The sequence below is a fragment of the Micromonospora sp. CNZ322 genome (genome assembly GCF_007827755.1).
On sequence record NZ_VITD01000004.1, the window covers coordinates 285,016 to 298,970 of the forward strand.

The following is a 13,955-nucleotide window of genomic DNA, read 5'->3' on the forward strand; positions in this document are numbered from 1 at the left end:
GCCCAGTGCGCCGAACACCGACGAGGGCGCCACCCCCGCCGGGGTGACGCCCTCGTTCGTGGTGGGTCGGTCAGCCGGTGCGCAGACCGTCCAACAGGGTGCGGTCACCGACGACGTCCAGCGTCTCGAAGCTCACCCGCCCCCAGAGCGCCAGCAGCAGGTCGCTCGCGGTGCCGCTGACCTGGGCGCGGGCGTGGTGATCGTCGTGGTCGAAGATGGTAGCGGTGTCGAGCAGCGCCACCCCCTCGCCGCGCAGCCGCAGATACCACTCCTGGGCCGTGTCGGTCGCGCAGAGCTGCACCACCCCGTGCCAGTCACCCGGCACCTGCCGCCGGCCCGCCGGCAGCCAGGTGTCCAGCACCTCACTCACCCCGTCGGCCGCGAGTTTCGCCTCGACCGGATCACCAGCCCCGATGGCGAGCTGGGCGTCCCAGCGGTGCACGGCCGTCTCGTGCGCCATCCGACGCGGCCAGAAACCGGCCTTCTTCGGCTGCGGGGCCCAGTTCCACGCCGGTGCCTCCGGGTCCATCCCGTCGAAAAGGGTCATCACCCGGTCGTAACCCTGCTGCCACAGCTGGAGCGCGTTCACACCCGGGTCGGCCTCGATCTTCTCCCGCCGAGGCGGCTGGCTGGTCTGGCCGGAACCGGCGAACGACGAAACCCAGTGGTAGATGCCGGCCATGTGCAGTGTGACGTCGTTGACCGTCCAGCCCGGACAGGACAGCACCGGTGTCTCCGGCGGCGCCTCGGCCACCGCTGCCGCGAAAGCCGGACCCTCCGTCCGGAGCGCCCCGATCCAGAAATCCTTGCTGCCCTGCAGTCTGCTCATCGCCATCCTCCCGGGGGTGCCGGGCGACCAGTGGGTGCCACGGCTACTTGTCAGCCTAAGGTGAAGGGCGTGCCAGACGCCTCCGCCCAGCCGACAACCGACGCCGATCGTGCCATCCCCGGTCCACTCGCCGGCTACACCACCCTCCGAACGGGTGGGCCGGCTGAGCGGATCGTGGCCGCCGGCAGTGCCGACGAACTCGTCCAGGCGGTACGCGCCGCGGTGGAGCCGGTCCTGATCCTGGCCGGGGGCAGCAACGTGGTGATCGGCGACGCCGGCTTCCCCGGCACCGTCGTGCTGGTGCGCTCCCGTGGCATGCGGGTCATCGCCGAGGACGCCACCTCGGTCACCGTACGGGTCGACGCCGGCGAGCCGTGGGACGACCTGGTCGCCGCCACGGTCGCCAACGGCTGGGCCGGGCTGGAATGCCTCTCTGGCATCCCCGGCTCGACCGGTGCCACCCCGATCCAGAACGTCGGCGCGTACGGCCAGGAGGTCGCCGAGACGATCACCGGCGTCGAGGTGTACGACCGGGTCGAGGGCACCCGTCAGGTCATCCCCGCCGCGGACTGCGGCTTCGCCTACCGGGGCAGCATCTTCAAGTACGTGGACCGCTGGGTGGTGCTCTCCGTCGACTTCCGACTCGCCAGGTCTCCGCTCTCCGGGCCGGTGCGCTACGCGGAGCTGGCCCGAGCCCTCGGTGTCGAGGTGGGCGACCAGGTGCCGCTGGCCGACGCCCGAGCGGTGGTGCTGCGGCTGCGGGCGGGCAAGGGGATGGTGCTCGACCCCAACGACCCGGACACTCGCTCGGTCGGCTCCTTCTTCACCAACCCGGTGCTCGACCGCGCGACATACGAACAACTCCTGGAACGCTCCGCCGAGCTGGGCGACCCGCCCGCCTGGCCGGGGGCGGACGGTCTGGTCAAGGTGAGCGCCGCCTGGCTGATCGACAAGGCCGGCTTCGCCAAGGGACACCCCGGCGAGGGTGGGGTGTCCATCTCCAGCAAGCACACTCTGGCCCTGACCAACCGCAGCGGCACCGCCCACACCAGCGACCTGCTCACCCTGGCCCGCGCCATCCGCGATCAGGTCCACGCCCGCTTCGGCGTAACCCTGCACCCCGAACCAGTCCTCATCAACTGCGCCCTCTGACCCTGCGGGGTCAGGGGAGGGGCCAGGTGAGGGTCAGCTCGCCCTGACGCCAGCGGGTGGGGTTGTCGTGGACGGGCCAGCCGGTTTCGCGGAGACGGGTCACCGCGTGCAGCCAGCGTTGGCGGGGGCCGAAGGTGGCGTACGGGGCGGCGGCCTGCCAGGCGTCGTCCAGGGCGCGAATCAGCGCGTGCACCGGCTCACCGGGAACGTTGCGGTGGATCAGCGCCTTGGGCAGCCGCTCGGCCAGCTCGGCGGGGCTGCCCAGCGTGGTGAGCTTCGCGGCCAGGGTCAGCGTCCGGGGGCCGTCGGCGTCGATCAGCAGCCAACTGGCGAGCCGCCCCAACTCGTCACACGTGCCCTCGACGAGCACTCCGCCGGGCGCGAGCGCGGCGGTCATCGTCTGCCAGGCTCCGGCCACCTCGCTCTCGTCGTACTGTCGCAGCACGTTGAACGCGCGGACCAGCACCGGCCGGAGCCCGGCCAACTCGAACCCACCCCGGGCGAACGTCAATCCGGGAGGGTCGGCGGCCGGGGCCGCGGCCGCCACCCGGGCCGCGTCGATCTCCAACCCGACCAGCCGTACGTCCGGACGAACCCCGGCCGCCAGTCGAGCGCGCAACTCCACAGCGGTCACCGGGGTGGCGCCGTAGCCGAGGTCGACCACCAGGGGGTCGTCCGCCGCCAACAGCCGGTCGGCGCAGGTGGCGACGATCCAGTTGTCCACCCGACGGAGCCGGTTCGGGTTCGTCGTGCCGCGGGTGACCACGCCGACCGGCCGGCGCCGCGCCGCAGGGCTCATGTCGACCTCCGGGCCAATCTCCGTTCGCGACTGCGGGGCTCGAAAACCCGGCTCACTTCTCCCTAGACCCGGTGCACCTTGTGCTGGGCGGCCTGTGCCCGGGGCCGGACCACCAGCCGGTCGATGTTGACGTGCTCGGGGCGGGTGGCGCACCAGGCGATGCAGTCGGCGACGTCCTCGGCGACCAGCGGCCCCGGCACCCCGGCGTAGACGGCGGCGGCCCGTTCCGCGTCGCCCTCGAAGCGGACCAGCCCGAACTCGTCGGTCTTCACCATGCCCGGGTCGATCTCGATGACCCGCAGCGGCCGACCACACAACTCCAGGCGCAGCGTGCCGGCGATGGCGGTCTGCGCGTGCTTCGCGGCGGTGTAGCCGCCCCCGCCCTCGTACACGGTCAGGCCGGCGGTGGAGGAGACCACCACGATGGTGCCGGAGCCGGATGCTTCCAGCGCCGGCAGCAGCGCCTGGGTGACCCGCAGGGTGCCGAGCACGTTCACGTCGTACATCCACTGCCAGTCGGCGACCGAGCCGGACTCCACCGGGTCCAACCCGCGCGCTCCGCCGGCGTTGTTGACCAGCAGGGTGACCGGCCCGGGTGCCTGGGCGGTGGCCTCGGCCAGCCGGGCCACCGACTCGTCCGAGGTGACGTCGCAGGTCACGGCGGTGGCCTGCCCGCCGGCGGCGGTGATCTCGGCGACCAGGTCGGTGAGCCGTTCGGCGCGACGGGCGGCGGCGAGCACGTGGAAGCCCTCGGCGGCGAGCCGGCGGGCGGTGGCCGCGCCGATCCCGCTGGATGCTCCGGTGACGATGGCGACTGAGGTCATCCCGACATTGTCACCCTGGGCGTACGAGCCGCCCCGACCGGGCGTACGGCAGCCATCGGCGGGCGTTCGGTGATGAGGTCCGTCACGCCGAGGGGCCGCGCTGGGGAATTTCCGAAGCCCGATGGGGAAGATGACATCCGGCGTACAGGTTGACCGAGAAGCGCCGGTCGTGCGAGACGGCATCAACCGTGATGAAGGAGCGGATGTGGCGGAAATGCACACCGGTGTCGGGCGTCAGCGAGGTGCCCGACCGTGGCCTCGGCCGCGCCGCATCGCCACCCTGTCGGTACACACCTCCCCGCTGCACCAGCCCGGCACGGGTGATGCCGGCGGAATGAACGTCTACATCCTCGAAGTCGCCCGGCGTCTCGCCGAGGCCAACGTGGAGGTGGAGATCTTCACCCGGGCCACCTCCGGTGACCTCCCCCCGGTGGTCGAGATGGCGCCCGGCGTGCAGGTCCGGCACATCACCTCCGGCCCCCTGGAGGGCCTCACCAAGGAGGAGCTGCCCGGTCAGCTCTGCGCCTTCACGGCCGGGGTGCTGCGTGCGGAAGCGTCCCGCCCGCCCGGCCACTACGACCTGATCCACTCCCACTACTGGCTCTCCGGCCAGGTCGGTTGGCTGGCCAAGGAGCGTTGGGGGGTGCCGCTGGTGCACACCGCGCACACCCTGGCGAAGGTCAAGAACGCCCAGCTCGCGGCCGGTGACCGGCCGGAGCCCAAGGCCCGGGTCATTGGCGAGGAGCAGGTCGTCGCCGAGGCGGACCGGCTGGTCGCCAACACCCGGGTCGAGGCCAGCGACCTGCTCGACCGGTACGACGCCGACCCGACCCGGGTGTCCGTCGTGCAGCCGGGCGTCGACCTCGCCCGGTTCCGGCCCGCGCCGGGTGACAGGTCCGCGGCCGCCCGCCAGGCCCGTCGCCGGCTGGGGCTTCCAGTCGACGGGTACGTGGTTGCCTTCGTCGGTCGGATCCAGCCTCTCAAGGCCCCCGACGTGCTGATCCGCGCGATCGCCGCATTGCGGGAGCGCGACCCGGCGCTGGCCGACAAGGTGACAGTGGTGATCTGCGGCGGGCCCAGCGGCAGTGGGCTGGACCGGCCGACCGCCCTGATCGAGTTGGCCGCCAGACTCGGGGTCAGCGACGGGGTGCGGTTCCTGCCGCCGCTCACCGGGGACGACCTTCCGGCCCTGTACCGGGCGGCGGACCTGGTCGCGGTGCCGTCGCACAACGAGTCGTTCGGGCTGGTCGCCCTGGAGGCGCAGGCCTGCGGTACGCCGGTGCTGGCCGCCGCCGTCGGAGGGCTGGTCACCGCCGTCCGGGACCAGGTCAGTGGCGTACTGATCGACGGGCACGACCCGGTGGACTGGGCCCGTGCGATGGGCGGCCTGCTGCCGAACCGGGCGCTGCGGTCGGTGCTGGCCCGAGGTGCCGAGCAGCACGCCCGGCACTTCTCCTGGGACCGCACGGTCGCCGGCCTGCTCGGGGTCTACGGCGAGGCGATCGCCGGGCACCGCGCCCGGCTCGCGGCCGACCTGGCGGGTGACCCGGCGCTCTCCTGCTCCTGGTGATCCGCGGCCCGTTGTCACCCGGTGCGCGAGCCGGGTCGGTCGTAGAGTGGGTCCGGTGAGCCCGAAGAGCGATCTTGCGACCCTGATCGAGTCGGTCTGCGCCGAGCGGGACCTGGCCTGGGAGTCGACCGGCCCCGGCTCGTACGCGGTGACGCTGCCGGGCACCCACAAGCTCAAGACGATCTGCAACCTGATCGTCGGCGAGCACGCGCTGCGGATCGAGGCGTTCGTGATGCGCCAGCCGGACGAGCGCCGCGAGGAGTTGTGGGCCTGGCTGTTGCAGCGCAACGCCCGGATGTACGGCGTCTCCTTCTCCACAGACGCGGTTGGCGACGTGTACCTGACCGGTCGGGTCAACCCGGCCGGCGTGGACGCCGACGAGTTGGACCGCCTGTTCGGCGCTGTGCTCACGTACGCCGACGAGTCGTTCGACACGATGCTGGAGATCGGCTTCGGCAGTTCGATCCGGCGCGAGTACGAGTGGCGGGTGAAGCGGGGCGAGTCGACAGCCAACCTGGCCGCCTTCGCCCACCTCTTCGAGCCCTCCGGCGCCGGCCCCGACCCAACCTGACCCACCGACGCGGCGATGCCACTCGATCCTGGCTCCAGCACGAGCATGGCGAGTTGACTGTGGTTCGGAGTGCTCCTGACGGGTATGCCGCACCGCGCGGTGCGGCGAGGGACCCCCGCGCGCCGATGACGGAGTGCCAAGGAGCGGAGCGTCCCATGGCTCAGCGGAACAGCTCAGGTCGCGGCGCGACTGCGACCAGGACGAAGCGACAGGCCGGCAACCAGACGCCGGGTACGCCCAGAGTCTCCGAGTCGGAGATTTCCCGGATGCGGGTGGACGACATCCGCGGGCAGCTGCGTAAACGCGGGGTCTCCGGGATCTCCGCACTGCGCAAGCCCGAGCTGGTGAAACAGCTGGTGCGCTCGATGCGGGCCGGCGCGGGTCGGAGCAGCACCGGCCCGTCGGGCCGGGCCGCCGGCACCAGGGCGTCGGCGGGTCGTGCCGCCGCCACCAAGAAGTCGGCGGCCAGGCCGGCGTCGAGCCGCGCGAAGGCCGCGCCGGCGAACAAGAGCGCGCCCGCGAAGCGGGCCGCCGCAACGAAGGCGACCGCCGGGCGGAAGTCGACGGCGGCGGCCAAGAGGGCGCCGGCGAAGAAGGCGACCGCCGCGAAGAAGACCACAGCGGCGACGTCGACGGCCGCCCGCAAGAGCACGGCCGCGAGCAGGACCACCGCCGCCCGGAAGACCGCCGCAGCGCGGAAGACCACGGCGGCCCGTAAGACAGCGACGGCGCGTACGGCGCCCGCGCGGAAGGCGCCGGCGAAGAAGGCACCGGCGCGACCGGCGGCGAAGCGCGCGACGCCGGCCAAGAGCGCGGCGGCCAAGCGCACGACGGCGAAGCGCACGGCACCGGCCAAGAGCGCGGCGGCGAAGCGCACCACAGCGAAGCGCACGGCACCGGCCAAGAGCGCGGCGGCCAAGCGCACGTTGACGCCGTCGACCGGTGGCGGGACGGCGGCCGGCGGGATCCGGACCGGACGGGGTACGGGTCGGTCGGTCCGCAGTTCGCAGGTGATCTCGTCGATCGCGGATCGGCCGGAGCGGCCGGGGCGGAGTTTGATCACGGCGAACCATGAGGTGATCCAGCGCTGGGCCCAGGAGCGCGGGGCGAAGCCGGCGACCATCGCGGGCACCGAGCGGGATGGCCGGGCGGGTGTGTTGACCTTCAACATTCCCGGATACCGGGAAAGCAGCCGGATTCGCGAGATCACCTGGGATGAGTGGTTCTACACGTTTGACCTGCGGCGGCTGAACCTGATTTATCAGGAACAGTTGCGGGACGGCCGGCAGAGCAACTTCTTCCGGACCGAGTCACCTGATCGGGAAGACGGTTGAGGTGTTTGCGGGAATGGCCGACGGGTACCCGGCTGTTGCCAACGGACGAGGCCGGAGCAGCGGATACTCGCCAGTTGTGACCGGCGAGACAGCCGTTCTGGGTTGAATCCAGAATCCGGGCGAACTAGCTTTATTGCACCGCGCCACGTTTGGAAACGTTCGGGGGAGCGGCGGATCGATCAGATCCGCGCACCAGACGAGGCGCGAGGGGACGGGTGGAATAACCGTTGGGGGACGGTTCCCACCTGTTTGGACCGGCGGCGTGAGCGGGCGATGCTTACGGGGGTGAGTGTTGCCCGCCGCCGCCGGCCCCGCCGGCGGGCGCCCACCACGACCTCTCAGGGACGTGGTGGGCGCTTTGCGTCGGTTATCCGGTCGGTACGCGGTCTGCGGGGGTTGCCGGCCCCGGGTCGACAACCCGGCGCAGCGCGGCGACGTGCCGCTCCCGGGGTGGTCCGGCGAGCAGGTGCCCGAGCGCGGCCAGCAGGCCCAGCCCGCCCACGATCAGCCAGTGCCGGTCGCCGAGGTGCTGGAGACTCACCCCGCCGAGGGTGGGTGCGACGAACGCCGCGGCTGGGAACGTCAGGTAGAAGACCGACTGGTAGCGCGCTCGTAGCTGCGGTGGCGCCAGGTCCGCGTTGATCTGCGCGTTGGGCGGGGCGGCGAGCATCGAGCCGACCGTCCAGACCACTGCGGCACCCAGGTAGATGGCCAGTTCGTCGGCGATGGCGAGCGCTCCGAAACCGAGCGCGAGAAGCGCCGTGGAGGCGGCCAGCACGACGTCCTTGCGGTGCCGGTCGATCAGCCGGGGCACGAACAACTGCCCGACCACGATCAGCGCGCCGCCGAGCGCCACCACCAGCCCGTACGCCGATGGGCCCAGGCCGTCCGCGCGCATGGCCAGCGGCATGATGGTCGACGTCTGCATGGTGAGTACGGCCAGCACGAAGGTGAGCCCGACGAACACCAGGAAGGTGCGGTCGGTGAGCGCGGTGTGCAGTCCCGGCCGACGGGTCCGGATGGATTTCGGTGCCGCTGTGGCGGGCGGTGGGTCGGCCGCTGGCCGGGCCAGCCGCAGGGTTTCGGGCACCTTCCAGGCGATCACGGCTGCGGCGGTCAGGGTGGCGCCCGCGTCGACCAGGAACAGTGCGGTGAAGCTGGCCTCGGCCAGGACTCCGGCGAGCAGAGAGGCGACCGCCATGCCCAGGTTGAACGCCCAGAACTGAAGGTTGAACGCCCGCGAGCGACGCTCGGCGGGCACCACGTCGACGATCGCCGCCACGAACGCCGGGCTGGGCATCGAGTGGACCACGCCGATCAGCGCGGAGAGCACCGCGATCAGCAGCAGGGGTCGGGTGAAGGCGAGCGCCACCATCAGGCCGACAGTGGCCAGGTGCGCGGCGAGCAGGGTCGCCCGGCGTCCCCACCGGTCGGCGAGCACCCCGCCGAGCAGCACGCCGGCCGCCCCGCCGGCCCCGTACGCGCCGACCACGGTGCCGGCCAGCCCTTCGCTCGCGCCGCGTACGTCGGTGAGGTAGAGCGAGAGGAACAGCATGGCGAACGCGCCGGCCCGGTTGATCAGCAGGCCGGCCCAGAGGTACCAGAAGGTGGCGGGTAGTCCGCCTGCGGTGTCATGCCACCAGCGCCGCAGGGCGTGCACCCGACCTCCCGACAGTTCAGGTTGTTAACTGTTTCCACTGCACAGTAGGAACTCCGGCACGGCCGCGCCACTCATTACGCCTCGGCGGGCTGTGGGGCACGGGACGCGGTGGCCGGTGCCAGTGCCTCACCGGAGCGGCGCAGCGCGGCCGCACGCCGTTCCCGGGCCGGCCCCGACACCAGGTGGGCCACCGCGGTCAGGAGGCCGAGCGCGGCGCAGCCGTACCAGAGAATGTCGTTGCCAGCGTGCTCGCGCACCAGGCCACCGAGGATCGGCGCGCTGGCCCCGGCGATCTGCCACGAGAGGGAGAACACGCCCTGGTAGCGACCGCGCAGCTCGGCCGGGGAGAGCTCGGCGATCAGCGTGGAGTTGGAGGGCGAGTTCAGCATCTCGCCGACCGTCCAGATCAGCACTGTCAGCCCGTAGAACCAGGGGGTGCCGGCGAACGCGGTCAGCCCGAACCCCACGCCCATCACCACGGACGCCAGCGCGAGCACGTGCGAGCGGCTCCGACCCCGGATCAGTCGGGGCACGAAGAGTTGGCCGACCACGATGAGGATGCCGTTGAGCGCGATCACCGAGCCGTAGGTGGCGGGGCTCAGGCCGTCGTCGCCCATCGCGATCGGCAGCATCGAGATGTGTTGGAGGAACACCAGCGCGGCGAACAGGTTGAGTGCCACGAAGCCGAGGTAGACCCGGTCGGTGAGGATCGTGCGCAGCGCGCCGCGCGGAGCCGCTGCCGCCGTGGCGGCGGTGGCGGGGCCTGTCTGTCGGGTCTCCGGCACCTTGCTGAAGATGATCAGCGCGGTGATCAGCATGGTGGCCGCGTCGACCACGAACAGCAGCAGGTAGTCGGCCTGGGCGGCCAGGCCGGCGAGGACGGCCGCGCAGGCGAAGCCCAGGTTGATCGCCCAGTAGTTGAGCGAGAAGGCGCGCAGCCGGTCCTTGGCCGGCACCACGTCGATCATCATCGCCCCGAACGCGGGCCGGGCCGCCTCGGCGAACATGCCGAGCAGCAGCGCGCCCAGCGCCACCGCCCAGAGATCCCGGGCCAGCCCGAGGCCGAGCATCATGGCCGCCGCGCCCACGTGGGCGGTGAGCAGCGTCGGCCGGCGGCCCCACCGGTCGGCCAGAGTGCCGCCGGCTGTTGTGCCGAACGCCCCGCCGACACCCCAGAGGCCGATCACCAGGCCGGCCTGCGAGGCCGAGAAGCCACGTTCCTGGGTCAGGTAGATGGCGAGGAAGACGAGGACGAACGAGCCGAGTCGGTTGATCAGGGTGCCGGACCACAGGTACCAGAAGGTGGTCGGTAGGCCGCCGGTGGTGTCCCGGAACCAACTCCGCATCGTCCGCATATGGCGCCCCGCTTGCAAGTAATGACCGATGTGACTGGCGTGCCTTACAACCCTAGTGGCGGCCGGATCCGCTGGTCATCAGCTTTTTCACGTGGTGGTCGTCACGACGGCTGCCCGCGTGTCCGTCGGGCGGTTGAGGCAGGATGATCCGCATGACTGCGAGCGAAGGGCCCACCGTCGGGACGCTGGTCCTGCTGCGACACGGTGAGAGCGACTGGAATGCCAAGAACCTCTTCACCGGCTGGGTGGACGTCGACCTGACCGAGAAGGGCGAGGGCGAGGCGCGGCGCGGCGGCGAGTTGATGCGCGAGCACAGCCTGCTGCCGGACGTTGTGCACACCAGCGTGATGCGCCGTGCGATCCGCACCGCCGAGCTGGCGCTCAACGCCGCCGACCGGCACTGGATCGCTGTGCGCCGGTCGTGGCGGCTCAACGAGCGTCACTACGGCGCCCTGCAGGGCAAGAACAAGAAGCAGACCCTCGACGAGTACGGCGAGGAGCAGTTCATGCTCTGGCGCCGGTCGTACGACACGCCACCGCCGCCCATCGACGACAACGACGAGTGGTCGCAGGTGGGTGACCCGCGCTACGCGCTGCTGCCGACCGAGCTGATGCCCCGCACCGAGTGCCTCAAGGACGTCGTCGACCGGATGCTGCCCTACTGGTACGACTCGATCGTGCCGGACATCCTGGCCGGCCGGACGGTGCTGGTGGCCGCGCACGGCAACTCGCTGCGCGCCCTCGTCAAGCACCTCGACCAGATCTCCGACGAGGCGATCGCCAAGCTGAACATCCCGACGGGCATCCCGCTGCGCTACGACCTCGACCCGCAGCTGCGCCCGCTCACTCTGGGCGGCACCTACCTCGACCCGACCGCTGCGAAGGCAGCCGCCGCGGCGGTGGCCAACCAGGGGCGCTGAGCCACCAGAAAAGGGCCCCTCGTCATCGCGAAGAGCGATGGCGAGGGGCCCCTTCCGTTCGGTCAGTTACTGCTGGGCGCGCTCTCCCCGGTGATCAGGTAGATCACGTGCTCGCCAGCGTTGACCGCGTGGTCGGCGAAGCGCTCGTAGAAGCGGCCCAGCAGGGTGGCGTCGATCGCCGTCTCCACCCCGTACGGCCAGTCGTCGCCGAGCAGCACGGCGAACAGGTTCTTGTGCAGCTCGTCCATGGCGTCGTCGTCGCGGTCCAGCTCGCCGGCGAGGTCGGCGTCGGGCTTCGCCAGCACCGAACCGATCTTCACGGCCATCCGGTCGGCGATCTCGGACATCTCGGTGAAGACAGTCCGCAGCTCGGCCGGGACGGCGGGGGAGGGGTGCCGGCGCAGCGCGGTCTTCGCCACGTGCTCGGCGAGATCGCCCATCCGCTCCAGATCAGCGGCCACGTGCAGCGCGGTGATCATCGCCCGGAGGTCGGAGGCGACCGGCGCCTGTCGGGCGAGCAGGTCACAGACCCGCTCCTCGACGTGCCGGTAGAGGTCGTCGATCTCGGCGTCCCGCTCGATGACCGTCTCGGCGGCCTGCCGGTCGGCGGTGAGCAGGGCCCGGGTGGCCTGGCGCATGGCGGCGCGGACGCCCTCCGCCATGTCCACCAGCAGTTGGCTGACGATCTGGAGGTCGGCCCGGAACTCGTCGCGCATCATCACGTCCTGTGGTCGGTCGCCGCCGACGGGTGCCGGCGCAGGGGGTTGAGCAGGTGCGACGCCAACGGTAGGGCGCGTGGACGGATCCCGGATGAACCACGGTGAACGACGCCAGACGTGGGGGTGAACACTTCCGTAAGTGAGGGTAGTTCGTCCCGTTCTGTGTGGTAGCCAGGTTAACAATGACCCTACGATCGCCGGGTGGAGTGGGCGGTGGCGGTCGTGGTGGCCCTGGCGTTGGTGGCCGGGATGGCCGCCGGTCTGCTGCTGCCCCGGTTCCTGCCGAGACGGGACGGTCACTCCACGTCGACGGGGAGCGTCAGCTTCCGCTGGAGCAGGGGGAGGCCCGCGATAGCCGACGAGCAGCAGGCCGGGCTCGGCCGCCGGACGATCGACTCACTCCGGGCCGGTGTCGTGGTTCTGGACAACGACGACGTCCCCGTGTTGATCAACCCGGCCGCCCGCGCGATGGGGCTGCTGCGTACCGGCAGCACTCCGGGCTCAATCGCCGCGCACCCGCTGATCCGTACCCTCGCCGGCCAGGTGCGACGCACCGGCGTGCGACGCGAGATCGAGCTGGACCTGCCCCGAGGTCGCGACAGCGCGGGGGAGAACCCGCTCGGCGTGCACCTGCGGGCGATGGGTCTCGGCAACGGCTTCGTCGCGGTCGAGGCGGTCGACGTGACCGAGTCGCACCGGCTGACCCGGGTACGACGAGACTTCGTGGCCAACGTGAGCCACGAGCTGAAGACCCCGATCGGTGCCCTGCAACTGCTCGCCGAGGCGTTGCTGGACGCGACCGAGCCGGCCGACGCCGCAGTACCCGACCTCTCCGAGGACCTGGTGGCCGCCCGCCGGTTCGCCGAACGGATCCAGCACGAGTCGACCCGGCTGGGTCGATTGGTGCAGGAGTTGCTGGAGCTGACCCGGTTGCAAGGAGCTGAGCCGCAACCGCCACCGGAGCCGGTCGCGCTGGACTGGGTGATCGCCGAGGTGGTCGACCGGACCCGCACCACGGCCTCCGCCCGGGGTGTCGCGGTGACCGTGGACGGGGCGCGTGGTCTCACCGCTTACGGCAGCGACTCCCAACTCGCCACGGCGGTGGCGAACCTGGTGGAGAACGCCATCAACTACTCAGGCGAGGACACCACGGTGCGGGTGACCCTCCGCGGCGACGACGAGCACGTCGAGGTCGCCGTCGCTGACCAGGGCATCGGTATCGCCCCCACCGACGTCGACCGGATCTTCGAGCGGTTCTACCGGGCCGACCAGGCCCGCTCGCGTGCCACCGGCGGCACCGGGCTCGGTCTGGCGATCGTGAAACACATTGCGAGCAACCATGGCGGACGGGTCGAGGTGTCGAGCACTCTTGGTGGTGGATCGACGTTCACCCTCCGGCTGCCCGCCAGTCCACCGGATGACCTCCTGGCGACACTGCCGCCGGTTGGGATCGAGTCCGGTCCGACTGGGCTACGGCAGGTCTGACAGCAAATGGAAAGGAAATCCCCGTTGAGCCGCGTTCTCGTGGTCGAGGACGAGGAGTCGTTCTCCGACGCCTTGTCGTACATGCTCCGTAAGGAGGGCTTTGAGGTTTCGGTCGCCGCGACCGGCACCGACGCCCTCACCGAGTTCGACCGGACCGGCGCCGACATCGTGCTGCTCGACCTGATGTTGCCCGAGATGTCGGGGACCGAGGTCTGCCGGCAGTTGCGGCAGCGCTCCGCCGTACCGATCATCATGGTCACCGCTCGGGACAGCGAGATCGACAAGGTGGTCGGGCTGGAGATCGGCGCCGACGACTACGTCACGAAGCCGTACTCGCCGCGGGAACTGGTCGCCCGGATCCGGGCGGTGCTGCGCCGGCAGAGCCCGGAGGTGGCCGAGGCGGGTGCGCCGACGCTGGCCGCCGGGCCGGTGCGGATGGACATCGAGCGGCACGTGGTGACCGTCGACGGCGGGGCCGTACAGCTGCCGCTGAAGGAATTCGAGTTGCTGGAGCTGCTGCTGCGCAACGCGGGCCGGGTGCTCACCCGCGGCCAGCTCATCGACCGGGTCTGGGGCGCCGACTACGTCGGTGACACCAAGACGCTGGACGTGCACGTCAAGCGGCTGCGCTCCAAGATCGAGCCGGAGCCGTCCGCGCCGCGCTTCATCGTGACCGTGCGGGGTCTGGGCTACAAGTTCGAGCCGTGATCGGCGTACTCGAAGGGGGTCTGCGCTCG

Annotated in this window: 13 protein-coding genes; 7 read left to right on the forward strand and 6 right to left on the reverse strand. The window is 71.3% G+C overall.

Going from position 1 to position 13,955, the window contains the following annotated elements:
* Positions 1 to 70 precede the first annotated feature (70 nt).
* Positions 71 to 829 (reverse strand): maleylpyruvate isomerase family mycothiol-dependent enzyme, encoded by a 759-nt coding sequence (locus FB453_RS12710; RefSeq protein ID WP_145790092.1) that lies wholly within the window; start codon positions 827 to 829, stop codon positions 71 to 73.
* A gap of 69 nt (positions 830 to 898) precedes the next feature.
* On the opposite strand from FB453_RS12710, the gene FB453_RS12715 reads away from it, so the two are divergent.
* A complete protein-coding gene (locus FB453_RS12715; protein WP_186718243.1) occupies positions 899 to 1,981 on the forward strand; it encodes a UDP-N-acetylmuramate dehydrogenase in 1,083 nt (360 codons plus the stop codon).
* Between the two features lie 10 nt (positions 1,982 to 1,991).
* Here the strand turns inward: FB453_RS12715 and FB453_RS12720 are convergent, their stop codons facing one another.
* On the reverse strand, positions 1,992 to 2,780 hold the full coding sequence (locus tag FB453_RS12720) for a class I SAM-dependent methyltransferase (protein ID WP_145790097.1): 789 nt from the start codon (positions 2,778 to 2,780) through the stop codon (positions 1,992 to 1,994).
* 62 nt (positions 2,781 to 2,842) lie between these two features.
* Positions 2,843 to 3,604 (reverse strand): SDR family oxidoreductase, encoded by a 762-nt coding sequence (locus FB453_RS12725; RefSeq protein WP_145790099.1) that lies wholly within the window; start codon positions 3,602 to 3,604, stop codon positions 2,843 to 2,845.
* A 205-nt stretch (positions 3,605 to 3,809) separates the two neighbouring features.
* On the opposite strand from FB453_RS12725, the gene mshA reads away from it, so the two are divergent.
* From mshA to FB453_RS12740, 3 genes are all read left to right on the forward strand, one after another.
* Positions 3,810 to 5,174 carry a D-inositol-3-phosphate glycosyltransferase gene (mshA, locus tag FB453_RS12730; protein WP_145790102.1) on the forward strand — a complete coding sequence of 455 codons (1,365 nt, stop codon included), beginning with the start codon at positions 3,810 to 3,812 and terminating at the stop codon, positions 5,172 to 5,174.
* 55 nt (positions 5,175 to 5,229) lie between these two features.
* Positions 5,230 to 5,745, forward strand: a complete 516-nt coding sequence (locus FB453_RS12735; protein ID WP_112605262.1) for a type III secretion system chaperone family protein — start codon at positions 5,230 to 5,232, stop codon at positions 5,743 to 5,745.
* A gap of 266 nt (positions 5,746 to 6,011) precedes the next feature.
* Positions 6,012 to 7,079: a hypothetical protein gene (locus FB453_RS12740; protein WP_145790387.1), complete on the forward strand. Its 1,068-nt coding sequence runs from the start codon at positions 6,012 to 6,014 to the stop codon at positions 7,077 to 7,079.
* 367 nt (positions 7,080 to 7,446) lie between these two features.
* On the opposite strand, the gene FB453_RS12745 is transcribed toward FB453_RS12740, so the two are convergent.
* Complete coding sequence (locus tag FB453_RS12745) at positions 7,447 to 8,739, reverse strand: MFS transporter (protein WP_145790105.1); 1,293 nt, start codon at positions 8,737 to 8,739, stop codon at positions 7,447 to 7,449.
* A gap of 74 nt (positions 8,740 to 8,813) precedes the next feature.
* Positions 8,814 to 10,094, reverse strand: coding sequence for an MDR family MFS transporter (locus tag FB453_RS12750; protein ID WP_145790107.1), 1,281 nt, complete (start codon positions 10,092 to 10,094; stop codon positions 8,814 to 8,816).
* Positions 10,095 to 10,246: 152 nt separating this feature from the next.
* Here FB453_RS12750 and FB453_RS12755 point away from each other — a divergent pair, with 152 nt between their 5' ends.
* Complete coding sequence (locus FB453_RS12755; RefSeq protein ID WP_091403562.1) at positions 10,247 to 11,014, forward strand: phosphoglyceromutase; 768 nt, start codon at positions 10,247 to 10,249, stop codon at positions 11,012 to 11,014.
* A gap of 62 nt (positions 11,015 to 11,076) precedes the next feature.
* Here the strand turns inward: FB453_RS12755 and phoU are convergent, their stop codons facing one another.
* Positions 11,077 to 11,730, reverse strand: a complete 654-nt coding sequence (gene phoU / locus FB453_RS12760) for a phosphate signaling complex protein PhoU (RefSeq protein WP_091403559.1) — start codon at positions 11,728 to 11,730, stop codon at positions 11,077 to 11,079.
* A 204-nt stretch (positions 11,731 to 11,934) separates the two neighbouring features.
* Here phoU and FB453_RS12765 point away from each other — a divergent pair, with 204 nt between their 5' ends.
* Together FB453_RS12765 and FB453_RS12770 are read left to right on the forward strand one after the other, a co-directional pair.
* The gene (locus FB453_RS12765) at positions 11,935 to 13,218 is read left to right on the forward strand and encodes a sensor histidine kinase (RefSeq protein ID WP_112584227.1); all 1,284 of its coding nucleotides are present in this window, start codon (positions 11,935 to 11,937) and stop codon (positions 13,216 to 13,218) included.
* A 24-nt stretch (positions 13,219 to 13,242) separates the two neighbouring features.
* Positions 13,243 to 13,926, forward strand: coding sequence for a response regulator transcription factor (locus FB453_RS12770; RefSeq protein WP_030329696.1), 684 nt, complete (start codon positions 13,243 to 13,245; stop codon positions 13,924 to 13,926).
* Positions 13,927 to 13,955: the final 29 nt, after the last annotated feature.

Excerpts from the sequence above, each read along its gene's own strand:
- FB453_RS12710 (WP_145790092.1), bottom strand. The coding sequence starts at position 829 with ATGAGCAGACTGCAGGGCAGCAAGGATTTCTGGATCGGGGCGCTCCGG.
- FB453_RS12720 (WP_145790097.1), bottom strand. The coding sequence starts at position 2,780 with ATGAGCCCTGCGGCGCGGCGCCGGCCGGTCGGCGTGGTCACCCGCGGC.
- FB453_RS12725 (WP_145790099.1), bottom strand. The coding sequence starts at position 3,604 with ATGACCTCAGTCGCCATCGTCACCGGAGCATCCAGCGGGATCGGCGCG.
- FB453_RS12740 (WP_145790387.1), top strand. The coding sequence starts at position 6,012 with ATGCGGGTGGACGACATCCGCGGGCAGCTGCGTAAACGCGGGGTCTCC.
- FB453_RS12750 (WP_145790107.1), bottom strand. The coding sequence starts at position 10,094 with ATGCGGACGATGCGGAGTTGGTTCCGGGACACCACCGGCGGCCTACCG.
- FB453_RS12755 (WP_091403562.1), top strand. The coding sequence starts at position 10,247 with ATGACTGCGAGCGAAGGGCCCACCGTCGGGACGCTGGTCCTGCTGCGA.
- phoU (WP_091403559.1), bottom strand. The coding sequence starts at position 11,730 with ATGCGCGACGAGTTCCGGGCCGACCTCCAGATCGTCAGCCAACTGCTG.